Consider the following 24,427-nt stretch of genomic DNA (forward strand, 5'->3'; position numbering starts at 1 on the left):
TTATCATTTATAATACAATTAAATTAATCTGCTATTAATCAATTCAATTTGTGTTTTACGGTGTAAATTTAGTAATTGTTTTAAAGCAATACAGTTAGAATTAATTTAATTCGCTAAAAGAGTAATTAAAATCGGTTAACTACATCTACATTTTTAATTGAAGGCAAAAGTATGCATATCATCGATTCTATAACTTCAATTTTTGGTTTGAATAATTTGTTTAAAACCTATATATTTGTAAGTTTTTTAATACACATAAGAAAAATAGTTAAAAATGCAATTCTAAAGGAAGTCTATTAGTCGGATTTTTATACAGAGCTTTGTTTGGTCGTTTATTTTTACACATAGATGAATTTCATCGGGAAAAATGGGTATTGATATAATTAGTTGACCTGTTCCGTTTATTTTTTTAATATTTGCCTCGAATAAAATAAATCCTAAATCTAAAAATGACCGAACAACAATTAAAAACTTTATCAGGAAAAAGAATCCTTATTACTGGAGGTGCGGGCTTTATTGGCTCTAACCTATGTGAAGCATTATTAGACCATAATATAGAGGTAGTTTGCTTAGATAATTTCTCGACAGGAAAACAAACTAATATAGCTCCATTTTTAAATAATGACAATTTTAAATTAATTGAGGGAGATATTAGAAATCTTGATGATTGCCATAACGCATGTGCTGGTGTAAACTACGTATTGCATCAAGCGGCTTTGGGATCTGTACCAAGATCTATAAATGATCCCATTACAACAAACGATGTAAATGTTTCTGGGTTTTTAAATATGCTAGTAGCTGCTAGAGATGCTAATGTAAAACGTTTTGTATATGCCGCCAGCTCTTCTACATATGGAGATCATGAGGCATTGCCTAAGGTTGAAGACACCATTGGAAAACCATTATCTCCTTATGCCATTACTAAATACGTAAACGAATTATATGCAGAAATATTTTTTAGTACATATAAGTTAGATACTATTGGCTTACGTTATTTTAATGTGTTTGGCAAAAGACAAGACCCAAATGGAGCTTATGCAGCTGTAATCCCAAAGTTTGTTCAACAATATATAAACCATGAATCACCTGTTATTAATGGCGATGGGAGTTATTCAAGAGACTTTACTTTTATTGATAATGTGGTTCAAATGAATATTAATGCATTAACTGTTAATAACAAAAATGCATTAAACACTGTGTACAATGTCGCTTATGGAGAACGAACTACATTAATTGAATTAGCGACTTTACTAAAAGAATATTTATCTGAATTTGATAGCATTATAGGTAATATTGAAATAAAGCACAGAGATAATAGAATTGGAGATATCCCTCACTCTTTAGCTTCTATTGATAAAGCAAAACAATTATTAAATTATGACCCGAAATACAATATTGACAGTGGTTTAAAAAAAGCTGTAAAATGGTATTGGGAAAATTTAAAATAAAGTTATATTATCAAAATAAAAAATGAAGGATATTAAAATTGCCGTTATTGGATTGGGCTATGTAGGCTTACCATTGGCTAGACTTTTTGCAACGAAATACAATGTTGTTGGCTTTGATATTAATCAAAGTAGAATTAATGAATTATCTAAAGGAAATGATGCCACTCTTGAAGTAGATTCCGACACCTTAAAATCAGTTTTAAAAAATAATGCAGGTGAAGGTATAGGTTTGTTCTGCAGTGCCTCACTTGAAGATATAAAAGACTGTAATTATTATGTGATTACTGTTCCTACGCCTATTGACAAAAACAATAGGCCAGATTTAACACCTCTTTATAAATCTAGTGAGACTGTAGCTAAGGTTTTAAAGAAAGGAGATATCGTTATCTATGAATCAACAGTGTATCCTGGTGTGACAGAAGATGAATGTGTGCCAGTTCTTGAAAAAATAAGTGGTCTCACATTTAATAAAGATTTCTATGCTGGTTATTCACCAGAAAGAATCAATCCTGGCGATAAATTACATACAGTTGACAAAATACTTAAGGTAACCGCTGGCTCTACACCCGAAATTGGTAAAAAGGTGGATGTTTTATACGCTAGCGTTATAACAGCTGGAACCCATTTAGCACCTACTATTAAAGTAGCTGAAGCCGCAAAAGTCATTGAAAACTCACAACGCGATATAAACATCGCTTTTGTTAATGAACTGGCTAAGATTTTTAATTTAATGGATATCGATACACATTCAGTTCTAGAAGCAGCTGGAACTAAATGGAATTTTTTACCATTTAAACCTGGATTAGTTGGAGGACATTGTATTGGTGTAGATCCCTATTATTTGGCACAGAAGGCACAAGAAGTTGGATATCATCCAGAAATCATATTAGCTGGTCGTAGAGTAAATGATAGTATGGGACAATATGTCGCCTCTGAAATCATAAAAATAATGCTTCAGAATGATATACATATAAAAAACGCTAAAATATTAGCCCTTGGAATAACTTTCAAAGAAAATTGTCCTGATGTGAGAAATACTAAAGCTGTCGATGTAATAAGTCAATTAAAAAGTTATGGTACTGATATTACGATATATGACCCTTGGGCTAACCCTCAAGAAGTTTTACATGAGTATGGTTTAGAAACCACAAAACAACTGCCAAAAGAAAAATTTGATACTATTGTTTTGACAGTAGCTCATGATGAGTTTTTAAACGAAGACTTAAAATTATTATTAAAACCAAATGGAATTTTATATGATGTTAAAGGTGTGCTTAACGAAAATGTTGATGGCAGGTTGTAATTTTTTAAAATAAATTATTTGAAATGAAAATATTAATAACAGGAGGCGCAGGTTTTATAGGATCACATGTTATTAGATTGTTTTTAACTAAATATCCTCAATACGAAATCTATAACTTAGACAAACTAACCTATGCTGGGAATTTAGAGAATTTAAAAGATTTAGAACACTTAGATAATTACACCTTCATTAAAGGTGATATTACTGACGAAAATTATATAAATCAAATTTTTGATAAGTATAAATTTGATGCCATTATTCATTTGGCTGCAGAATCACATGTTGATAGGTCAATTACAGCCCCTTTGTCATTTGCTAAAACAAATATTTTAGGCACTATGATTTTGCTAAATGCATTCAAAAATTTGTGGAAAGATAATTGGGAGGGTAAATTGTTTTATCATGTTAGTACAGATGAAGTATATGGAACTTTAGGCATTGATGGATTATTTGAAGAATCTACTCCTTATGACCCTAATTCTCCTTATTCAGCATCAAAAGCAAGTTCAGATCACTTTGTAAGAGCATACGGGGAAACATATAATTTACCTTATGTTATTTCCAATTGTTCAAATAATTATGGGCCAAACCAATTCCCTGAAAAACTCATTCCTTTATTTATAAATAACATTATAAAGAATAAGCCTTTACCTGTTTATGGAGACGGTAATTATACTAGAGATTGGTTGTACGTAAAAGATCATGCAATAGCAATAGATTTAGTCTTTCACAAAGGAAAAAATGCCGAAACTTATAATATTGGAGGTTTTAATGAATGGAAAAACTTAGATTTAGTAAAGTTACTTTGTGATGTTATGGATGAAAAATTAGATAGAAAACCTGGTAGTTCGCAAGAATTAATATCGTTTATAAAAGATAGACCTGGTCATGATTTAAGATATGCTATCGATGCATCAAAAATTAACAATAATTTGGGATGGAGCCCTTCAGTGACCTTTGAGCAAGGCTTGTTGAAAACTATAGATTGGTATTTAGAAAACTCAGAATGGTTACAAAATGTTACTTCTGGAAATTATCAATCCTATTACAACAAAATGTATTTACATAATTAGTAACAATACCAAAATAATAAAATTATGAAAGGAATTATCTTAGCAGGAGGGTCGGGAACAAGATTATATCCCTTAACTATATCTGTAAGTAAGCAATTATTACCTATTTATGATAAACCGATGATATATTATCCATTATCTGTTTTAATGATTGCTGGGATAAGAGATATACTCATAATTACTACACCTCATGACCAAGAAGCATTTAAAAAACTTTTAGGAGACGGCTCTCAAATAGGCTGTAATTTTGAATATGCTATACAACCAGAACCAAATGGACTTGCAGAGGCTTTTATAATTGGAGAAAGATTCATTGGAAATGATAAAGTTGCTCTTGTACTTGGTGACAATATTTTTTATGGAAATGGTTTTGGAAAGCTATTAAGAAGTAAGACCAATATAAATGGGGCTTCAATATTTGCTTATCCTGTTAATGATCCTGAGCGCTATGGTGTAGTTGAATTTGATAAAAACGAGAAAGCCATTAGTATCGAGGAGAAACCAAAACATCCAAAATCTTCATACGCAGTACCTGGTTTATACTTTTATGATAATAAAGTGGTTGAATTTGCAAAAAAAGTAAAGCCTTCTCAAAGAGGAGAAAAAGAAATTACTACACTGAATCAAATGTATTTAGACCTCAACGAATTAGAAGTTGGAATCATGACTAGAGGTATGGCATGGTTAGATACTGGTACTGTAGATGCTATGGATAGTGCTACTGAATTTGTAAGGGTTATGGAAAAACGAACAGACAAAAAAGTTGCTTGTATAGAAGAAATAGCATACTTGCATGGGTATATAAATAAAGAGCAAGCCATAGAAGTGTCAAAAAAATATGGGAAAAGTGGTTACGGAAGGTATATTCAAAAAATAGTAAATTCATAATGAATCAGGTCAAAAAAATTGATTTACCAAAAATATTAGATAAACGAGGCAATTTAAGCTTTTTTGAAAGTAGTAATCAAATTCCATTTGATATAAAAAGGACCTATTGGATATATGATGTACCAGGTGGAGAAATTAGAGGTAGTCATGCTTTTAAGGAATCTACAGAATTTATCATTGCTCTCTCTGGTAGTTTTGATGTTGTACTCAATGATGGAGTTGAAGAAAAAAAATTTAGTTTAAATAGATCTTATTATGGACTTTATGTTCCAAACTTATTATGGAGAAGGCTTGAAAACTTTTCAACTAACTCTCTAGCTCTTATTGTATCTTCTATGGAGTATAATGAAAAAGATTATATAAGAGATTTTAACGATTTTAAAATTATTAGAAATGAAGCTCAAAAATAATACAGTTTATGATTGCTCCGTAATAGATGTTTCCAAAATTCATAATAGTGCAGGAAATATAACAGTAATAGAAAACAGCCATAATATCCCTTTTAATGTTAACCGCTTATATTATTTATATGATGTCCCAAGTGGAGAAGCAAGAGGAGGGCATGCACATTATGAACTGGAACAATTTATAGTAGCTGCTAGTGGGAGTTTTGATGTTATTCTAGATGATGGACTAAATAGAAAAAGAGTATCTCTTAATAGACCTAATTTAGCACTTCATGTAGTGCCAGGTTTATGGAGAGAACTAGATAACTTTTCTTCTGGATCTATATGCATGGTATTGGCATCACACACTTATGATGAAAATGATTATATAAGAGATTACAATAAGTTTTTAAAATATCGAAATTAGAAATGATTTATTGGAAAGGTCAAATAATTAATCCGGAAGATTTCAGAGTTCCCTCTTATTATATCAGTCCATTTAATGTTAAAGAATTGTCTAAAATTGATAAGATTAAATCCATTCCTTCAGATCATAATGATATGGTAGCTAAACTTAATTCGAAGTTTGGCAATCATGAGTATTTAGTAAGCGGTAAAGAAGCTATGTATAAAGCACTATCTTTCTATAACTTAGACAAAAATGATGAAGTTTATGTAGTAACAAGTACAGGTAATAAATATGTAAGTAGTTGTGTTACAAACGAAATTGAAAAGTATTGCAATTGGTCAAGGAAACGAAGTGATAAAACTAAATTAGTATTTGTTATTCATGAATTTGGAGTTGTTTATAAGCAGATGGATGAACTAAAAGAAACAAATTTGCCAATTATAGAAGATTTGGCGATGTCTCTTTTTTCTAATGATAGTGATGGTAAAATTGGAACCTATGGAGATTTTGCTATTTATAGTTTACCTAAGTTCTTTCCTATACAATTTGGTGGTGTTTTAAGGTATAATAATCCCAAATTCAGTGATGATGAGTTAGGCAAAAACGAACTGCCTTTTCAAATCGATCTAAAACGAACATCCCATTTTTATTTAAAAAAGGAAAAAAAAATCATCAAAAAAAGATTAGCAAATTATAATTATTATGCTTTAAAATTAAATAAAATCGGGTTAAATACTAGGTTTATTTTAAACTCAAAAGAAACACCTTCAGTTTTCATGTTTACTACTGATTCTTTGAATTTGAATGAACTTAAAGTTTTTATGCAAAAAAACGGTGTTGAATGTAGTATTTTCTACGGAGAGAATGCCTTTTATCTTCCTGTTCATCAAAATTTAAAAAAATTTGACTTAGATTTTATTATTAACCTCATTAAATATTTTACAATTGAAAACCAGTAATATTATATTAGGAAAAGATGTTATTGTAGACAACACAACTTCTATCAATAATGTTACGATTCAAGATAATGTAAAAATTGCAAAACATTGCAGTATTTACGGAGCAGAATCAAATATTTTAGAAATAGGAAGTGAAACTTATATTGGAATGTTTTCAATAATTAATGGTTTTTCTGAAAAAGTGATTATTGGAAACAATGTTTCAATAGCACAAAATGTAAATATAATGAGCGATTCTGGTCCTAACGCAAGCTCAGAAATGCAAAAATACTTTCCTTTAATAAAAGGTAAAGTAGTAATTGGAGATCATTGTTGGATTGGGGCTAATGTGGTTATTATGCCAAATGTTACACTCTCAGAGTTTTGTGTGGTTGCTGCAAACAGCTTTGTTAATTCTAGTTTCCCTCCTTACTCTGTTATCGGAGGAAATCCTGCTAAACTAATTAAAACTATAACTAAATAGTAAAAAATATAAAAAATGGAAATTAAGAGATACGATAGTACTCAAAAAACAGTTTGGGATGAGTTTATTCCAAAAAGCAAAAATGGAGTTTTTCTCTTTTATCGAGAATATTTAGATTATCATAAAGATAGGTTCACAGATCATTCTTTAATTATTTTAAAAAAGAATAAAATAATAGCACTATTCCCTGCAAATGAAAATAATAATCAAATACTTTCTCATGGTGGTCTAACTTTTGGTTCTTTAATAATGAGTCATGATGTAAGAGCTACAGAAGTATTAAATATATTTTTAAAAATTAAAGAATATTATAAAGAATTAAAATTCACAGACATAACCTATAAAGCAGTTCCTTCTATTTTCCATAAATATCCTTCAGAAGAAGATTTATATGCTTTATTTAGAATAAACGCAAAACTTATCAGAAGGGATATTTCTTCCGTTGTAAAAATAAGTAATAAGATTCGTTTTTCAGAAAGTAAAAGACAGGCAGTAACAAAATGCATTAAAAACGAAGCCATTGTTTCTAAAAACAATGATTTTGGAGAATATTGGGATTTATTAACCAGTGTTTTGGCAAAATTTGATACAAAACCAGTCCATACACTGGGAGAAATTAATAGTTTAAAAGAATCATTCCCGGATAATATAAAATTATTTGAAGCAAGAAAAGATAATATCTTATTAGCAGGAATAGTGGTTTATGATTTTGGCAATGTTATCCATACGCAATATATGGCTAACTCTCAAGACGGCAGAAAAATAGGTGCATTAGATTTTATAAATGATAGTTTAATAAATGAAGTTTATAAAGACAGGGATTTTTATAGCTTTGGCATTTCGACAGAGAATCAAGGTAGGGTTCTGAATGAAGGATTAATTCAACAGAAAGAGATGATGGGAAGTAGAGGCATTGCAGTAGATTTTTATAATATTAGTTTGTAAATAATTTTAATAAAAATGATTAAATTTCTCGATCTTCAAAAAATAAATGCCCAATACGAGCAGGAGCTTAAAGAGGCTGCTAGCAGAGTTATTGATTCTGGGTGGTATTTATTAGGAAATGAATTAGAATCTTTTGAAACCAATTATGCTAAATTCTGTCAAACAAAACATGCTATAGGGGTTGCCAATGGACTTGATGCTCTAAGATTAATTTTTAAAGCCTATATCGAATTAGGGATTTTGCAAATTGGAGATGAAGTAATTGTTCCTGCTAACACATATATAGCATCCATATTAGCCATTACAGATAATCAGTTAGCACCTGTTTTTGTTGAACCTAATATGGATACTTATAATTTAGATTCCAGTAAAATTGAGCAAGCAATTACATCTAAAACAAAAGCTGTTTTAACAGTTCATCTATATGGGCAAAACTCTATTGATGATACCATGTTAGATGTTTGTGAAAAATATAACCTTAAGTTAGTTGAAGATAGTGCTCAATCTCATGGAGCCTTATGGAAAGAAAAGGTTATGGGAAGTATTGGACATGCTGCAGGCCATAGTTTTTATCCTGGTAAAAATCTAGGCGCTTTAGGCGATGCTGGAGCAGTTACTACTAATGATGATGAATTAGCTCGAGTCATTCGTACTTTAGCTAATTATGGGTCATCCAAAAAGTATGAGAATGTATATCGGGGTCTTAATTCAAGATTAGACGAAATACAGGCAGCTTTTTTAAATGTAAAATTAAAGTATATCCATACAGATATATCAGGTAGAAGACGTGTTGCTAATTATTATTTAAAACATATTAATAACCCAGATATCATATTACCTGAAGTTTTAAATCAGGACGGTCATGTGTGGCATTTATTCGTAATAAGGACTTCAAAAAGGGAAAAACTACAAAAGTTTCTAAATGAAAATGGTGTGCAAACACTAATTCATTATCCTATTCCGCCTCATAAGCAACAAGCTTACATGGAATTTAATCATTTAAGCTTACCAACAACAGAAAAGATACATGGAGATGTTTTGAGTTTACCCATGAGTGCGGTATTGAATGAATCAGAGTTAGAGAAAATAGCAAAAGTGGTTAACCTTTACTTAATTGATTAATCAATGATTAGACTACTTAATATTATAAAAAAAACGACTCTTTTTTTATTGATTTCTTTTAATAAATCAATTTGCAATATTAGATCGTATCATTACACTCGAAAAATAAATAATGGAGGCGGGAAAATAATTATAACAGAGCCATTTTTAAAATTCTCGTTAAGGAAACAAAAAGCTTCAAATCTATTTGTTAAAGGAACTTTGCGAATTACATCGCACATAGGAGGTAATTCTAAGACTGTAATTTCACTTGGAAGTAATTCTATACTCAAAGTTAATGGCGATTTTTCAATAGGTGATGGAGTAAGAGTAATGTTAAATGCAAACTCTAGTCTAACCATAGGAGGAAAGAACAAAGAAAGTGATTCAGGAATCACATGTAACACCCTAATCATGGTTAATAAAAAAATTAGTATTGGAGAAGATTTTATTTGTGCATGGGGTAATTTCATTAGTGATTCTGATTGGCATTCAATTGATGGGCAAAATCACCAAAAAGATGTAATTATTGGTGATCATATATGGATTGCAAATAATTGTAATATTTTAAAAGGGACAATAATAGGCGATAATACAATTATTGCAAGTAATACTAAAATTGTAAACAAAACTTTTCCAGGTGATTCATTAATTGCAGGTATACCTCCTAAAATAATAAAACAAGGTGTAAATTGGTCAAGAGACATATAAACTATTTTAAAGTCGAATAATGAACGAAGATAAAAAGTCTTATCGCAGTATAATGAAAGCTACCTCTCTATTTGGTGGAGTTCAGTTTTTTAATATAATTATTGCAATAATTCGTTCTAAAATAATAGCTATTTTATTAGGACCTGGAGGAATGGGTATTGCAGGCCTACTAAGCTCTTCTTTAGGTTTAATATCTTCTTTAACCAATTTTGGATTAGGAACGAGTGCTGTTCGTGATATTGCAGCAGCCTACGAAACGGGTAATCAAAACCGAATTAGTAAAGTATCTAGTATTTTTAGGCGTTTAGTTTGGCTAACAGGACTTTTGGGAGCTATATTAACATTGATTTTTGCTCAGACATTAAGTAATTTAACCTTTGGAAACACCGAATATACAATGGCTTTTATGTGGCTATCTTGTACTCTGCTGCTTAATCAATTAACAAGTGGACAAGGAGTATTGCTTCAAGGGACCCGAAAGTTAAAATATTTAGCTAAAGCCAATATGGTTGGTTCTCTTATTGGATTGTTGATAACTGTCCCACTATACTATTATTATGGAATTGATGGTATAGTTCCTGCAATGATTATGGCTTCAATATCTTCATTGATAATAACTTGGTATTTTTCAAGAAAAATCGATATTAAAAAAATTGCAGTAACTCGAGAAGAAACAATTTTAGAAGGTAAAGGAATGCTAAAAATGGGCTTCATGTTAAGTTTAAGTGGGTTAATAACTATGGCTGCTTCTTATATAGTCCGTGTTTTTATTAGTAATACCGGAGGAATTGATGATGTAGGTTTATATAATGCAGGTTTTACAATCATAGGCACATATGTTGGCTTGATTTTTTCTGCCATGGCTACAGATTATTATCCTAAGCTTTCAGGGGTTGCTAACGATAACCAGAAAGCGACCTTATTAATTAATCAACAAGCCGAAATAGGTATCTTAATTTTGGCTCCAATTTTAACCGTTTTTCTAATATTTATAAATTGGGTAATTGTTATTTTATACTCAACAAAATTTGTTGAAGTAAGCGATATGGTACATTGGTCTGCCTTAGGAATGTATTTCAAGGTAGCTAGTTGGTCAATTGGATTTATATTATTAGCAAAAGGTGCTTCAACTGTGTTTTTTTGGAGTGAATTATTAGCTAATATTTATATTGTTTTGTTTAATCTTATAGGGTATAACTATTTGGGGTTGGATGGTTTAGGTATTTCCTTTTTAGTAAGCTATATATGCTCATTAATACAAATATATTTTATTGCCAATTATAAATATAAGTTCACATTTAATTTAGTTTTTTATAAAATATTTAGTTTTCAGTTAATACTGGGAATCATCAGCTTTTTAATAATCAAATTAACCCCTACTCCTTGGGCATATATAATTGGGTTACCTTTTATTTTTGTTTCTTGTTGGTACTCATTCAAGGAATTAGATAACAGATTAAACCTAAAGGAAATTATTTCAAAATTTAGAAAAAAGTAATTCAAAAAAATATGATAGAAATAGACTCTGAAGATACTGCAAATGATTTAAAACCAATGGTATCAATTATTGTTATTACTTATAATTCATCAAAGTATATTTTAGATACTTTACTAAGTGCAAAAAATCAAAGTTATCATAATATTGAATTAATTATATCCGATGATGGCTCTACAGATGATACTGAAAATATTTGCAAAGAATGGATTGAGAATAACAAAAATAGATTTATAAAAACAGAATTAATTACCGTACAAAAAAACACAGGTATTCCAGCTAATTTAAATAGAGGGTTAAACAAAGTAAAAGGTGAATGGATAAAGTTCATTGCAGGAGATGATATTTTAGACATTAATTGTGTACAATCTTACATGAATTTTGTAAGCAAAAATCAGTTAAAACCTTCATTTTTATTTAGTAATCTCGTTTTTTTCCAAAACTCTATAGACAATATTGTAAGAGTTGATCAAATTGATAAGTTAATTACAAAAAAACAGAAACATCAATTTTTAGACTATTTATGTGACAGGCCTACCATTACGCCGTCTGGATTCATTTCTAAAGAAATTTTGATCTCGCTAGGAGGATATAACGAAAAATATAGATTACTTGAAGATGTTCCGCTATTTATAAAAGCTTTAAAAAAGGGTATTCCCTTTAATTTATTAAATGAAAATCTGGTTTACTATCGAATTTCTGAAGTATCCATTTCAAATGATAGTGAAAACAGTAATTCTGTTTCTAAATTGTTTCTGCAATCAATTAAAGAATACTATAATTTCGAAATCTACCCAGAACTACTAAAAAGGTTTTTAATTCTAAATTATTTAAAGGCAAAAGTAAAGTTCAGGTTTGCTTCTACCGGAAAATATCCTAACAATATTGTGACAAAGATTATATATAAATCAATAATAAAATTTGCATTATTTGAAAAAAAAATACGCCTTTTATTTGTTTAATATCACTAACTAATGTTAAGTAAAATACATTAGTATAAAATTTAATAAAGTGAATAAAAAAAAGAATTACAGAATAAAAGAACTAGATGCGCTAAGAGGTATTGCTGCTTTATTTGTTGTTCTCTTTCACTTCACTCATAATTATCGGTTAACCTTTGGATATGATTTTTCAGAAAAATTTGATTTTATTTATGGCCATTATGGTGTTCAACTTTTTTTTGTGATTAGTGGATTTGTTATTTTTATGAGTTTGCATAATGTTAAAAGTGTTGGTGATTTTTTGTTTAAGCGATTTTTAAGATTATACCCTACATATTGGCTTTGTCTAATTTTAACTATTATTATAGTTTCTACAAATAATATTCCTGGGTTTCAATTTACAGTTAAGGAGAAAATTATGAATTTCTCAATGTTCCAAGGACTTTTTAATATAAAAAATATTGATGGATCTTATTGGTCTCTCCTACCAGAGCTTCTATTTTACCTTCTTATGGCTATGATTTATAGGTTTAAATTAATGTCTAGGATAATCTATGTTAGCGTAATTTGGTTACTTTTAATTATTGCTTCAACTTTTAAACATTCATTGCTAGACATTTTTCTAAACTTAAGGTTTGGCATGTTCTTTTTGGCGGGAATTCAATTTTATAGAATACGTTTTGAAAAAGATAGTCTTTATGAACATTTAATAATTTTTGGTTGTTTACTAAGTATCTACATAGTTAGAAAGGATTTGGAATATTTTTTATTTTCTATACTTATTTTTGGCTTTTTTTATTTATTTATTTATAATAAACTATCCTTTTTAAACACAAAATTGTTTTTATTTTTAGGCTTTATATCATATCCACTTTATTTATTACATCAAAATATAGGTTATATAATTATTTATCTATTGCAGCAAAAAGGAGTGAACGAATATTTATCCATACTCATTGCAATTGCTATTTCTATTTTATTTGCTTGGATAATATCTAAATATTTTGAGAAAAAAATTATCAAAAAGATTAAAATAAGTATCAGTTTGATATTCAAAAATTAATTAAAAAGTAACTATTAATGAAAATAAAAACAATAACTTGTCATGAGGTCTATAATTATGGTGCTAGTTTACAAGAATATGCACTAATTAAATACCTTGAATTATTAGGCCATGAAACTGAAGCAATTTATTATAAGCCAGACTATTTAAGTAATCACTTAAATATATGGCGTGTACCAAATGTTTCTTTTAAAACCCCAATAATAAAACATCTATATTTATTATTAAAATTACCATCTAGGATTGGTGAATTAAAAAAGAAAAAAGCTTTTGACATTTTTTCGGAAAAATATATCAAAACAGGCGATGTTTTGTATAAATCAAATGAAGAACTAAAAGAAAACGTACCATTAGCTGATGTATATATTTGTGGCAGTGATCAAATTTGGAATTCGTTTTTTCAAAACGGTAAAGACCCTGCTTTTTATTTAGATTTTGCTCCTAATGATAAATTAAAGATTTCCTATGCTGCTAGTTTTGCAATCGATGAAATAGAAGAAGATTTAAAAGCTTTTGTAAAAGAAAAAATTAAACGCTTAAATTCCGTTTCAGTTAGAGAAACTTCTGGAGTTGATATTTTAAAACAACTTGAAATAAATGCGACACAAGTCTTAGATCCAGTTTTTTTATTCAACAAAGAATACTGGAATGATAGTTTTGTGTTTCCTATAAATGATAAATTTATATTAATTTATGATTTTGACAGCAATTCTCTTATACAAAAATTAGCTTTAAAATTAGCAAAGGAAAATGGTCTCAAAATTTTTGCAGTCAATAAGAATATAAAATATGCCGACAGTAATTTTTGGCAAAAAGGCCCAGAATACTTTTTATCCTTAGTAGCAAATGCCGAGCTTATTATTTCTAATTCATTTCATGCTGTTGCTTTTTCTCTAATCTTTAACAAACAATTTTTAGTTGTTAATAGAAAAGAAAAAATTAATACTAGAATGAGAGATTTGTTAGCTTTATTTGGTATTTCTAATTTATTATTAAATGATGAAAACGATACAAAAAATCTAACTACAAAACCAATTAATTCTTATAACTCTATTAATAATAAAATGCATGATGCAATAGTTAAGTCTAAACGATTTTTAAAAGATGCTATAAGTAGCTAAAAAATGAAAAAGATAGTTTTTGTCATAGAGTCTTTACACCATGGTGGAGCAGAAAAGAGTTTGGTAACTCTCTTAAATTTTATAGACTATAATAGTTTTGATGTAAAACTCCTGTTATTTAGAAAAGGCGGTGAATTTGAAAAATTTGTTCCGAAAGAAGTTAGTATTACGTACATAAACCCGTTCGATGGAATTAATAAAGTTCACCTTTTATTTTTAAGAGTTCGTTTTTGGATAAATAAAAAATTGAATAAGAATAAACGATATCATAACGCTCAACTATTTTGGAAAACATTTGGTAATTCTATCCGAGCAAATAAAATTACTTGCGATACTGCTATCGCTTACAATCAAGGGTTTGCTACATACTACGTCGCAGAAAAAATCTTAGCTCAAAAAAAATACTCATGGTTAAATACAGATTATATTAAAGCAGGTTATCAAGCATCATTCGATTATAATAAATATACTCAGTTTAAAAATATAATTTGTGTTTCCAAAGAAAATGAATTAGCATTCATAAAATCTAACAAAGCAAATAACAAGGTGTTACCAACAAAAATCATTAAAGATATAACCGATGATTTAGACATTAAAAAGAAATGTTTTGAAAAAACTGAATTTGATTTAAAAGTAGATGAATTCAAAATACTGACAGTAGGTCGTTTAGCAAAAGCTAAAGGCTTTGAGTTAGCTATTAAAGCTTGTAAAGTTCTGAGAAATAAAGGGATCGAACATAAATGGTATGTAATAGGCGAAGGCTCTGAGCGCGAGAACTTGGAAAGAATTATATTAGAGGAAAACTTAGAAAACACTTTTATATTATTAGGTTATAAAGAGAACCCTTATCCATACATAAATACCTGTAACATATACGTACAAACGTCATTGTTTGAAGGGTTAGGGCTTACTGTGATTGAGGCTGCAATTTTGCAAAAACCAATTGTAACGACTAATTTCCCAACAGCACCGTCTTTAATAACTCATAATGAAACTGGGCTTATTTGCAAGATGGATCCGCATGATATTGCTGATAATATTTTGGTATATATTGAAAATAAAGAATTTAAAAATAAAATCATAAATAACTTATCGAAATTGAAAAATGATGATAAAGAGAAGTCATTAGTAAAATTCAATAAATTAATTTAAATAAAAAACTATTAATATTACTAAAATGAAACTTCTATATATTACAAATGGTGTTGATGGATCTGGAGGTTTAGAACGTGTTTTATCAATAAAAGCAAGTTATTTAGCAGATGTTTTAGGATATGACGTAGATATAATTACGCTTAACCAATTAAGTTCTTCACTATTCTATAATTTTAGCGATAAAATAAGGTTTCATAATATAGAAGCCAATGGTAATGTTTTTAAATACATTAAAAGTTATACAAGTGGTATACGAAATAAGGTAAAAGAAATAAAACCTGATATTATTTTAGTATGTGATGATGGTCTAAAAGGTTTTTTTTTACCACGTCTATTAGGTAAGTCTTCGATTATGATATACGAAAGGCATGCCTCGAAAGATATCATTAAAAAAACCGATACTCCAAATATTCTTCAGAAGCTAAAATTTAAAATGTTGAATTTATTGATGCATAAAGGTGCTAAAGCATTTAATGCCTTTATTGTTTTGACAAATGATAATTTAAATGAATGGCCTCTTAAAAATTTACATGTTATCGCTAACCCCCTTTCTTTTTATCCACAAGAAAGAGCTCCTTTAGCTAAAAGAAATGTTATTAGTGTTGGTAATCATGGGTTTCAAAAAGGCTATGACAGGTTATTAGAAAGTTGGAAACTAGTAGTAAGTAAATACCCAAACTGGAATTTGGAAATATATGGAAAAATAGATGCTCAAAAAAAACATATTAAATTAGCTGATGACTTAGGAATTAAAAAGAATATTTCTTTTTTCAATCCAGTTAAAAATATTCAAGATAAATATAAAGAGGCTTCAATATATGCTATGTCTTCTAGGTCTGAAGGTTTTGGCATGGTGCTAATTGAAGCTATGGCTTTTGGACTTCCATGTGTTGCATATGATTGCCCATGTGGACCAAAAGATATTATTACAGAAAACAAAGATGGTTTTTTAATAGAAAATGGAAATATTAATGAATTTGCAAATAAATTAATCCTTCTAATGAAAGAACAAGAATTGCGCTCTAAAATGGGATTAAATGCAAGGGAAACTGCCAAGAAATATTTAGCTGAAAATATTATGTTAAAGTGGGATGAGTTGTTTAAAAATCTAAAAAAACAAAATAATTTATGAAAAATATCCTTTTAATTATGCCTTATGGTAGTGTTGGTGGTATGGAGAGGTTAGCATTGTCTTTTCATAGCCACTATAAAAAAAAAGGGGATAACGTTAAAGCCATAAAGTTTATAAAACTACAATCTGATATTATAAATTTTGGAGAAGACGAACTATATTTTAAAGACAAAGATTTTTATCAAATGTCAAAGTCTGAACGTTTTAAGTTTTATTTAACCGCTCCTAAGCTTATACGTAAAGTTATAAAAGAAGAAAAAATAACCCATTCAATTGCTTTTGGAGATATGGCTAATTTTTTTAGTTCATTAACATTCACAAAAGAATTTAAAATTGCTAGCATTCATGCTTTAAAAAGTGTTGAGTTTTCAAATAAATCATTCCTTAATTCTATATTTAAATTAAGTTATAAAACTACTTATTATTTCATTGATAAGGTAGTTTGTATAAGTAAAGATATCAAGCAAGATTTAATAAGTAAATGTGGTTTTAAGTTTGCTAATAAATTAAATGTTATATATAACCCTCATGATTTAGAAGAAATAAATAGGTTGTCAAAATTACAAATAGACGACTCAAAAGAATTAGAACTTTTTTCTGAAACTGAAAATCTGGTTCTCTTTTTAGGCCGTTTATCAATTCAAAAATCTCCTTGGCATCTTATCAAAGCCTTTTCATTGGTTTTAGCAGAAAACCCAAATTCCAAACTCGTTTTTATAGGAGATGGAGATAATGAGGTCCGAGAACATCTAAATAAATTAATTGACGAGCTTAATATTTCTAAAAATGTTGTGTTTTTAGGTAGAAAAAGTAATCCTTATAACTACTTATCTAAAGCTAAGTTATTAGTGCTTTCTTCTCATTATGAAGGAACTCCAAATGTTATAGTAGAGTCTATATGTGTTGAAACTCCTATAGTTTCTTCTTTTTGCACCAAAGGGATTACTGAGCTTATGGGGTTTTCTAATATCACAGAAGTAAATGATAACATTGAAACAGAAAGCGGTATTGTAACACCTAATCTTTTTTTTGGTAAATTAGGCATCCCTACAAGTAATCAATTTATTGAAGAAGAAATAAAGTTATCTAAAGCTATAAAATCTGTAATTAAGTCTAATAAGTATCAAAGTGTATTGAAAAAAAATAAGGATTCTTTACTTGCCAAATTCGATATAGATATAGTCACAAAAGAATACTTGAAAAGTTAAAATATATTAATTTATAACCAACATGATAAATTTTATCCCCTTAGAATATTATTATTCTCTTTATATTAATTTAATGTTGTTTTTGGTTCTATTTACAATTTTTCATGCCTTACTTTTAAATTTAGATGATACAAAAAACGTTAAATATTTAAGCTTTACGGGTAATTTAATTTTTCTTTTTTTAGTTGTATATATTGGTCTAAGACCAATAAGTGGCATGTATTTCGTTGATATGGCTACTTATGCGAGGCATTATTATAATTATGCATATGGGGCTCCTATTCTCTCAAGCCATGATTTAGGGTTTCATGCTTTTATGAAGTTTTGCTCTGGATGGATGCCTATTCATTTATTCTTTCTGGTTTGTGCATTTCTTTATATTTATCCCATGTATTATATTTCGAAACGCTTTTTTGGAAAATATTGGTTTTATTCTTTTCTAATGTTTGTTGTATCATTTTCATTTTGGACATACGGTGTAAACGGAATTAGAAATGGAATTGCTACTTCAATTTTTTTACTTGCCTTTTCTGTTAAGGATAAAAAAATCTTGATGGCATTGTTAATGCTTTTAGCTTGCTCTTTTCACAAAACACTTATGCTTCCTACACTAGCCTATATCGCAACTATTTTTTACAATAATCCAAAAACATATTTAAAAATTTGGCTTATAGCCATTCCTTTATCATTGTTTTTAGGTTTTGTATGGATTTCTCTTTTCACAAAACTTGGCTTTGGAGATGACAGATTAGGTGGCTACTTAACTGGAGAAAAAGATGCGAAATTCGAGAATGTAGGATTTAGATGGGATTTCTTAATTTATAGCAGTTCCGCTGTTTTTGCAGGATGGTATTTTATATTCAAAAAGAAATTTGTTGACCAAAACTATTATAGACTTTTTAATATCTATTTAATTTGTAATGCCTTCTGGATTTTAGTTATAAGAGCTAATTTTTCGAATAGATTTGCATATATTTCATGGTTTATGATGTCTATCATTGTTGTTTATCCCTATTTAAAATCTCGATTTTTTGAAAAGCAAAACTTAGCTTTAAGTAAAGTTATATTTCTTTATTTTGCTTTTACATACCTAATGTCATATGTATATTATGCTTAAAAATTTTTAAATGAAAAAAATAACTGTTTTTACACCAACTTTCAATAGAGCATATTGTTTGCCTCAATGTTATAATAGTTTGATAAAACAAACTAGCCAGGATTTTTTATGGTTGATTATTGATGATGGCTCTACAGATAATACTAGAGAGCTTGTTGAAAGTTGGATTAATGAAGAAAAAATATCTATTCAGTACCATTACCAAGAAAATCAAGGCATGCATGGTGCACATAATTCTGCATACAGCTTAATAAATACAGAACTCAACGTCTGTATTGACTCTGATGATTTTATGCCAGACAATGCCATAGAAAGAATACTCACATTATGGCAGAAACATGGCAATGAAAAATATGCTGGTATTATAGGTCTAGATATAGATAGACAAGGAAATATTATAGGTACTCCATTTCCTGAAAACCTGAAAGAATGTAAATATTATCAATTAAAAAGTAAATATAATGTTGTTGGCGACAAAAAATTTGTTTATCGTACCGAAGTAATAAAAAAATATCCTGACTATCCTATTTTTAAAGAAGAACGTTTTGTTCCTCTTGGGTATAAATATATGCTAATTGATCAAGATTATTGGTTGCTATGCTTTAATGAGGTTTTTTGCGATGTTGAATACATGGAAGATGGTTCAAGTTTAAATATTTTTAACCAATATAAAAAACACCCCAAAGGGTTTGCGCATGAACGTAAACAACGTATGAAATATTCATATACCTTAAAAGAAAAATTTAAAAATGCCATTCACTACGTATCAAGTAGTATTATGATTAATAATTGGAAGTTTATTAATGATTCTCCCAAAAAAATCCTAACAATTATAGCCATACCTTTTGGAGTTATTCTATATTTCTATATTATGAAAACCACGAATAAAGGTGTTATGAAAAAAAGTAAAGAATAAATATACAATGGCTAACAGCGGTAGAGAAAAATTAAAGAAATTCAATCTTATTATTAAACTCTTAGTGATTCTTAATAGGGTTGTACCTAGGTTTATAAATAAAAGATTATTTATTTATTCTCGAAATATATCGGGTAGAATAGGTATGTTAATTAGATTTGTGATGTTCAAAAATCTATCACTATCATGTGGCGATAATGTTTCCATACATGAAGGGGTTTTTTTAAAAGGTTTAAATACTATGGAAATAGGTACTAATGTTAGTATACATTCTATGTGCTATATAGACGGTACTGGCGGTTTAAAGATAGGTGATAACGTATCTATAGCTCACTCAAGTACAATTATGACAACTGGCCATACTTATGATGATATATCTATTCCAATTAAATATAATAATGCCACTATGGATCCTGTATTATTAGAAGATGATATATGGATTGGTGCTGGCTGTAGGATTTTAAGTGGGGTAACTATAGGCACCAGGAGTATCATTGCAGCTGGAGCTGTTGTAAATAAAGTTGTCGAATCAAATAGTATAGTAGGCGGTATACCTGCAAAAATTATTAAAAAAATATAAGCTTATTTAATTAGTGTTTTTGTATTTATAACTGTTATATCTGGTTTTAATTACAAGTATTATTTTCCATAACAATAGAGTTATTATCATTACCAGATCCCTCCAATACGTCTATACATTCTACATTTTGCGGAGCACTCATTATATTACCTCTAAGAGCTATGTTAGAGTTATCAGTTCTCAAATATAACGGAGGCTTGCTGTTTGATGTAATTGTATTACCAATAATATTTATATTAGAGCAAGTATAAAATTCAAAATTTCTATTAAAAGAATTTTCAATTAAATCAATATTATTAGAAGTAGTCATAGTTGTTGTATTTCCCCCTAAAATAGTATTTCCTTTAAACTCAAGTAAGTAGTTCGCAGACTCAGCAGTGCTATTAACATTTTGAAAAACAACACCAAACCTTACTACATCAACATTATTATCTCTAACAATAACATTATTTATTTCTGCTGCCATTGAAATACCAGCACTTCTATCTGCATTACTTTTAATAGTATTTCCATATACTTCACTGTTTTCAATACCAGCAACACCTCCAACGGCTATACCTCGTCCACAATTATTAATAGTATTACCATAAACTTTCATATTTGAGTTTGAGACTGAAATACCAGTTGAAAAATCAGTAACAGTATTGTCATATACATCATTACTATGTACTGCACTACCTCTATCTGCACGCCCAGTAATGATTCCTGAACCATTAGATTTCATAATATCCGACTTGGCAACAAGATCATTATTTCTAACTACACATTCAGTTGCACTTTGCAAGACAATTGGGTTTTCTAAAGTATTACCTTCTATTGTTACTCTATCTCCAATTGCAACTATAAAAGCTCCTTTTCTACTTCCTCTCTCTCTATTATTTCTTAAAATAATATTTTCTGCTAATTCATTTGGCTTTAATGCTTCAATATCAAGCCCCCAACCTGGAGCAGTACCTTGAGACTTTGAAGTATTAATACTAGCATCAATGAAATCAGAATCTTCAATAGTCATTCCGTCTACTGCCGTTATTGAAACGTTATTTCTCCTATTTCTAATAAATTTACATCCAGTTACTAATAAATCTTTAGTTGGTCTATAATCTGGGTTAACTGCATGTCCCTCTCCTTGTATATCCAAACCGTCTCCCATTGCATCCATCATTGTTACATTTTTAACTAATACAGAATTACCTCCCCTAATAGTAAGTAAATGTCCCCAATCATGAACTGGGTATTGAGAATAATCATGTTCGTCTCTATCTCCATGTAGGTTCCCTCCTTCTATGAGAATATTAGAACCTAAATGTACCGACAATAAGGTACTATAAGGATAATCATTAGGTTGAACTCTTAGGTGCGTATTATCGGTCATGATAAAATTAAAGTCCGATGGAATTTTAACAGCCTGAAGTACTGGCATAGCATTGCTAGCATCTCCTTCTACTTTAAAATACGCGTCAATTTCATCAATTTTAAAAGTTGTAACTCCTAAATCTTTCGATTGAATCATTAACTCATTTAATATATCTTTATTCTTTTTGGCAATTCCATCAGATACTTTACCTTCAACAATACCCCATCTTTTAGGATCAAAGTGAAAAATAGGATCTTTTACTTGAGGATTTGCCCCTACTATATTTAGCGTAAAATTTAATAGTTCACCACCTATAATTCCATTATCTCCAAAATTAAGTGTCCCATTTATAATATCACCACCTTCATATTGTATGGTAACATTTGAGGGGAGATTTACGGTTTTACCGTCTAAATCCATAATACAATTTATTATTATTGTAGAATTTGGGGTTACATTATCTAATGTAAAATCACATGGTAAAGTAGTATCGGTATTTCCAGGATCTGTGTCATCTGGGGGAGTATCTTCGTTATCTATTGGTTTTTCATCTTCAACAACTTCAGCAACTTCAACAAACAATTCTTCGTTATTACAAGCTGTTAATGATAGGGTTAATAGTAAAATAAATAACGCGTGTTTCAAAATCTCTTTCATAATAATCATGATTTGGGGTGTTAGTAAATCTCTATTCAATAGTAAAAATAATTAAAAAAACATCGTTTAAATGATTTATTTTTTCGACAAATTACATTCTTATTTTAAATTTTTATCGACAAAAGGCAATTTTAAACGATTAAATGTTCTTCAAAAACTTTAACCTGCTCATATATACGCGTCAAAATTTTATTTGGATTACTTAATTAAAAAATAATTAAGAGCAAATTTAACTTAATAAAAGGATATTTTAGAAAAATTGTTAATAACCTTTAATAAGTTTTAAACATTTTTTAGCCTTATAATCAATCATATAAGTGTTTTTCTAATGTGTTAAAAATAATTTTCACATAGTTCTTTTTAATTATTTATCCTTATATCAATCAAATAATTCTTCAAACCTTATTACACCGAATATTTTCGTTTTTTCATAGAATAAATTACTGATATTTAAAATGAATATTATAAGTTAGCCGCATAATTATTGCCCCTCAATAAATTTATTTTTCATATGAACTTAACATTCGAAATACAATCGTCTATTCTTGATAATTACAGAAATAATGCTTTTTATATAAACAATACATATTATACTTATAAAGATTTAGCTCAAATAATATCAAATATAAGAAGTGAATTAAAAATAAACGTAAAGAAGACCGAGCACTTTATTGGATTAATTACTAATGATGATATTTACACGTATGCTTCGATAATTGCACTATGGCTAGAAGGTAAAGCTTATGTACCCTTAAATCCAGAATTTCCAAAAGACAGAAACTTGTCAGTAATCAAACAAGCTAATGTTATTACAGTTCTTGATTCTTCACTAGATAGCGCTTTTAACAGTGTTAATTCGATAATGACCAAAAAACTTAGTGATTCGAAGATTGATTTACACCCTATTAAAATATCAAATGAAGATTTTGCTTACATATTTTTCACCTCAGGAACAACAGGTACACCTAAAGGAGTTCCTATTACTTTTGGAAACCTATCTGGTTTTATTGATGCTCAATGGGCATTAGATTATACAATCACCGAGAATGATAAATGTTTACAGATGTTCGAATTAACCTTCGACTTATCTGTTGTGTCATATCTAGCACCTTTACTTAAAGGAGCTTGTATTTATACAATACCAAAAGATGAAATTAAATATAGTTATATTTTTGAACTTATGGAAGATCATGAATTGACTTATTCGTTAATGGTTCCCTCTATATTACATTATTTAAGACCTTATTTTGATGAAATAAATTGTCCATCAATGAAATATAGTTTGTTTTGTGGAGAAGCTTTACCGTTAGACGTTACAGAAGAATGGAGTAAGTGCATCCCTAATGCAACCATTGCTAATGTATATGGACCAACAGAATGTACTATTTACTGCATGGATTATACATATAAAAGAGATGTTGAAAACAAAGCACATAATGGTGTTTTAACCATAGGCAAAGACATGAAAAACACATCTACCATAATAGTAGATGATAATAACAATGAAGTTGAAACTGGAAAAGAGGGCGAACTTTGCTTAAGCGGAATACAGCTAACTCCTGGCTATTGGAAAAATGAAGAAAAAAACAAAGAAGTCTTTTTTAATAAAATGCATAATGGAAAAGAAACTAGGTTTTATAGAACGGGCGACCTATGTCGTGCCGATGAAGATGGAGATGTTTTATATTTAGGCAGAGTTGATTTTCAAGCTAAAATTCAAGGATTTAGAGTAGAATTATCTGAAATAGAATTTCATGCTAAAGCTGCATTGAATAAAGCTAATGCCATAGCTATTGCTTTTACTAATAATATCCATAATACAGAAATAGGTTTGGTTATTGAATCGGAACCTATGGATACTAAACAATTGATAGAAAATTTAAATCTTAAATTACCTAAGTACATGATTCCAACACAAATAAAATTTATTGGAAACTTTCCTTTGAACACAAATGGAAAAACAGATAGAAATAAATTAACAGAACTTTTTATTTAATAAAAT

Annotated in this window: 23 protein-coding genes; 22 read left to right on the top strand and 1 reads right to left on the bottom strand. The window is 29.0% G+C overall.

The genetic code is table 11. From position 1 onward, the window contains the following. Positions 1-449: 449 nt before the first annotated feature. The 21 genes from Q4Q34_RS17285 to Q4Q34_RS17385 all read left to right on the top strand — a co-directional run bounded on the left by Q4Q34_RS17285 (position 450) and on the right by Q4Q34_RS17385 (position 20,414). Positions 450-1,448: an SDR family oxidoreductase gene (locus tag Q4Q34_RS17285; protein ID WP_303317668.1), complete on the top strand. Its 999-nt coding sequence runs from the start codon at positions 450-452 to the stop codon at positions 1,446-1,448. 22 nt (positions 1,449-1,470) lie between these two features. Beyond that, on the top strand, positions 1,471-2,751 hold the full coding sequence (locus Q4Q34_RS17290; protein ID WP_303317669.1) for a nucleotide sugar dehydrogenase: 1,281 nt from the start codon (positions 1,471-1,473) through the stop codon (positions 2,749-2,751). Between the two features lie 23 nt (positions 2,752-2,774). Next, positions 2,775-3,824 carry a dTDP-glucose 4,6-dehydratase gene (rfbB, locus tag Q4Q34_RS17295; protein WP_303317670.1) on the top strand — a complete coding sequence of 350 codons (1,050 nt, stop codon included), beginning with the start codon at positions 2,775-2,777 and terminating at the stop codon, positions 3,822-3,824. A 24-nt stretch (positions 3,825-3,848) separates the two neighbouring features. Continuing rightward, complete coding sequence (gene rfbA / locus Q4Q34_RS17300; protein ID WP_303317671.1) at positions 3,849-4,712, top strand: glucose-1-phosphate thymidylyltransferase RfbA; 864 nt, start codon at positions 3,849-3,851, stop codon at positions 4,710-4,712. Next, positions 4,712-5,122 (top strand): sugar 3,4-ketoisomerase, encoded by a 411-nt coding sequence (locus Q4Q34_RS17305; protein WP_303317672.1) that lies wholly within the window; start codon positions 4,712-4,714, stop codon positions 5,120-5,122. The genes rfbA and Q4Q34_RS17305 overlap by 1 nt, the downstream gene beginning before the upstream one ends. Further along, on the top strand, positions 5,106-5,525 hold the full coding sequence (locus Q4Q34_RS17310) for a sugar 3,4-ketoisomerase (protein ID WP_303317673.1): 420 nt from the start codon (positions 5,106-5,108) through the stop codon (positions 5,523-5,525). Before Q4Q34_RS17305 ends, Q4Q34_RS17310 begins: the two co-directional genes overlap by 17 nt. A 2-nt stretch (positions 5,526-5,527) precedes the next feature. After that, a complete protein-coding gene (locus Q4Q34_RS17315; RefSeq protein WP_303317674.1) occupies positions 5,528-6,466 on the top strand; it encodes a DegT/DnrJ/EryC1/StrS family aminotransferase in 939 nt (312 codons plus the stop codon). Then, a complete protein-coding gene (locus Q4Q34_RS17320; RefSeq protein WP_303317675.1) occupies positions 6,453-6,929 on the top strand; it encodes an acyltransferase in 477 nt (158 codons plus the stop codon). The genes Q4Q34_RS17315 and Q4Q34_RS17320 overlap by 14 nt, the downstream gene beginning before the upstream one ends. A 15-nt stretch (positions 6,930-6,944) precedes the next feature. Further along, positions 6,945-7,874, top strand: a complete 930-nt coding sequence (locus Q4Q34_RS17325; protein ID WP_303317676.1) for a GNAT family N-acetyltransferase — start codon at positions 6,945-6,947, stop codon at positions 7,872-7,874. A 15-nt stretch (positions 7,875-7,889) separates the two neighbouring features. Next, positions 7,890-8,996: a DegT/DnrJ/EryC1/StrS family aminotransferase gene (locus Q4Q34_RS17330; RefSeq protein WP_303317677.1), complete on the top strand. Its 1,107-nt coding sequence runs from the start codon at positions 7,890-7,892 to the stop codon at positions 8,994-8,996. Between the two features lie 3 nt (positions 8,997-8,999). Further along, a complete protein-coding gene (locus Q4Q34_RS17335) occupies positions 9,000-9,686 on the top strand; it encodes an acyltransferase (RefSeq protein ID WP_303317678.1) in 687 nt (228 codons plus the stop codon). Between the two features lie 19 nt (positions 9,687-9,705). Next, positions 9,706-11,184, top strand: a complete 1,479-nt coding sequence (locus Q4Q34_RS17340; RefSeq protein ID WP_303317679.1) for an O-antigen translocase — start codon at positions 9,706-9,708, stop codon at positions 11,182-11,184. Positions 11,185-11,195: 11 nt separating this feature from the next. Next, positions 11,196-12,143 carry a glycosyltransferase gene (locus Q4Q34_RS17345; protein WP_303317680.1) on the top strand — a complete coding sequence of 316 codons (948 nt, stop codon included), beginning with the start codon at positions 11,196-11,198 and terminating at the stop codon, positions 12,141-12,143. Positions 12,144-12,192: 49 nt separating this feature from the next. Next, positions 12,193-13,185 carry an acyltransferase family protein gene (locus Q4Q34_RS17350; protein ID WP_303317681.1) on the top strand — a complete coding sequence of 331 codons (993 nt, stop codon included), beginning with the start codon at positions 12,193-12,195 and terminating at the stop codon, positions 13,183-13,185. A gap of 17 nt (positions 13,186-13,202) precedes the next feature. Beyond that, a complete protein-coding gene (locus tag Q4Q34_RS17355) occupies positions 13,203-14,306 on the top strand; it encodes a polysaccharide pyruvyl transferase family protein (RefSeq protein WP_303317682.1) in 1,104 nt (367 codons plus the stop codon). Positions 14,307-14,309: 3 nt separating this feature from the next. Next, a complete protein-coding gene (locus Q4Q34_RS17360) occupies positions 14,310-15,458 on the top strand; it encodes a glycosyltransferase (protein WP_303317683.1) in 1,149 nt (382 codons plus the stop codon). Positions 15,459-15,483: 25 nt separating this feature from the next. Next, a complete protein-coding gene (locus Q4Q34_RS17365; RefSeq protein WP_303317684.1) occupies positions 15,484-16,593 on the top strand; it encodes a glycosyltransferase family 4 protein in 1,110 nt (369 codons plus the stop codon). Beyond that, positions 16,590-17,801, top strand: coding sequence for a glycosyltransferase (locus Q4Q34_RS17370; RefSeq protein WP_303317685.1), 1,212 nt, complete (start codon positions 16,590-16,592; stop codon positions 17,799-17,801). Before Q4Q34_RS17365 ends, Q4Q34_RS17370 begins: the two co-directional genes overlap by 4 nt. Positions 17,802-17,823: 22 nt before the next feature. After that, positions 17,824-18,918, top strand: a complete 1,095-nt coding sequence (locus tag Q4Q34_RS17375) for an EpsG family protein (protein WP_303317686.1) — start codon at positions 17,824-17,826, stop codon at positions 18,916-18,918. A 10-nt stretch (positions 18,919-18,928) separates the two neighbouring features. Then, a complete protein-coding gene (locus tag Q4Q34_RS17380; protein ID WP_303317687.1) occupies positions 18,929-19,834 on the top strand; it encodes a glycosyltransferase family 2 protein in 906 nt (301 codons plus the stop codon). Between the two features lie 163 nt (positions 19,835-19,997). Then, complete coding sequence (locus Q4Q34_RS17385; RefSeq protein WP_303317688.1) at positions 19,998-20,414, top strand: acyltransferase; 417 nt, start codon at positions 19,998-20,000, stop codon at positions 20,412-20,414. 46 nt (positions 20,415-20,460) lie between these two features. Here Q4Q34_RS17385 and Q4Q34_RS17390 read toward each other — a convergent pair whose 3' ends face one another. Then, complete coding sequence (locus tag Q4Q34_RS17390) at positions 20,461-22,425, bottom strand: right-handed parallel beta-helix repeat-containing protein (protein ID WP_303317689.1); 1,965 nt, start codon at positions 22,423-22,425, stop codon at positions 20,461-20,463. Positions 22,426-22,936: 511 nt separating this feature from the next. Here Q4Q34_RS17390 and Q4Q34_RS17395 point away from each other — a divergent pair. Then, positions 22,937-24,421, top strand: a complete 1,485-nt coding sequence (locus Q4Q34_RS17395; RefSeq protein WP_303317690.1) for an AMP-binding protein — start codon at positions 22,937-22,939, stop codon at positions 24,419-24,421. Positions 24,422-24,427 lie beyond the last annotated feature (6 nt).

Source organism: Flavivirga abyssicola (assembly GCF_030540775.2).
Lineage (GTDB): Bacteria > Bacteroidota > Bacteroidia > Flavobacteriales > Flavobacteriaceae > Flavivirga > Flavivirga abyssicola.

Bases quoted from the DNA above. Each gene is read 5' to 3' on its own strand.
- Q4Q34_RS17330 (WP_303317677.1), top strand. From the start codon at position 7,890: ATGATTAAATTTCTCGATCTTCAAAAAATAAATGCCCAATACGAGCAG.
- Q4Q34_RS17380 (WP_303317687.1), top strand. From the start codon at position 18,929: ATGAAAAAAATAACTGTTTTTACACCAACTTTCAATAGAGCATATTGT.
- Q4Q34_RS17385 (WP_303317688.1), top strand. From the start codon at position 19,998: ATGTTCAAAAATCTATCACTATCATGTGGCGATAATGTTTCCATACAT.
- Q4Q34_RS17355 (WP_303317682.1), top strand. From the start codon at position 13,203: ATGAAAATAAAAACAATAACTTGTCATGAGGTCTATAATTATGGTGCT.
- Q4Q34_RS17285 (WP_303317668.1), top strand. From the start codon at position 450: ATGACCGAACAACAATTAAAAACTTTATCAGGAAAAAGAATCCTTATT.
- rfbB (WP_303317670.1), top strand. From the start codon at position 2,775: ATGAAAATATTAATAACAGGAGGCGCAGGTTTTATAGGATCACATGTT.
- Q4Q34_RS17290 (WP_303317669.1), top strand. From the start codon at position 1,471: ATGAAGGATATTAAAATTGCCGTTATTGGATTGGGCTATGTAGGCTTA.
- Q4Q34_RS17375 (WP_303317686.1), top strand. From the start codon at position 17,824: ATGATAAATTTTATCCCCTTAGAATATTATTATTCTCTTTATATTAAT.
- Q4Q34_RS17315 (WP_303317674.1), top strand. From the start codon at position 5,528: ATGATTTATTGGAAAGGTCAAATAATTAATCCGGAAGATTTCAGAGTT.
- Q4Q34_RS17390 (WP_303317689.1), bottom strand. From the start codon at position 22,425: ATGAAAGAGATTTTGAAACACGCGTTATTTATTTTACTATTAACCCTA.
- Q4Q34_RS17325 (WP_303317676.1), top strand. From the start codon at position 6,945: ATGGAAATTAAGAGATACGATAGTACTCAAAAAACAGTTTGGGATGAG.
- Q4Q34_RS17360 (WP_303317683.1), top strand. From the start codon at position 14,310: ATGAAAAAGATAGTTTTTGTCATAGAGTCTTTACACCATGGTGGAGCA.
- Q4Q34_RS17365 (WP_303317684.1), top strand. From the start codon at position 15,484: ATGAAACTTCTATATATTACAAATGGTGTTGATGGATCTGGAGGTTTA.
- Q4Q34_RS17340 (WP_303317679.1), top strand. From the start codon at position 9,706: ATGAACGAAGATAAAAAGTCTTATCGCAGTATAATGAAAGCTACCTCT.
- rfbA (WP_303317671.1), top strand. From the start codon at position 3,849: ATGAAAGGAATTATCTTAGCAGGAGGGTCGGGAACAAGATTATATCCC.
- Q4Q34_RS17335 (WP_303317678.1), top strand. From the start codon at position 9,000: ATGATTAGACTACTTAATATTATAAAAAAAACGACTCTTTTTTTATTG.
- Q4Q34_RS17310 (WP_303317673.1), top strand. From the start codon at position 5,106: ATGAAGCTCAAAAATAATACAGTTTATGATTGCTCCGTAATAGATGTT.
- Q4Q34_RS17370 (WP_303317685.1), top strand. From the start codon at position 16,590: ATGAAAAATATCCTTTTAATTATGCCTTATGGTAGTGTTGGTGGTATG.
- Q4Q34_RS17345 (WP_303317680.1), top strand. From the start codon at position 11,196: ATGATAGAAATAGACTCTGAAGATACTGCAAATGATTTAAAACCAATG.
- Q4Q34_RS17305 (WP_303317672.1), top strand. From the start codon at position 4,712: ATGAATCAGGTCAAAAAAATTGATTTACCAAAAATATTAGATAAACGA.
- Q4Q34_RS17395 (WP_303317690.1), top strand. From the start codon at position 22,937: ATGAACTTAACATTCGAAATACAATCGTCTATTCTTGATAATTACAGA.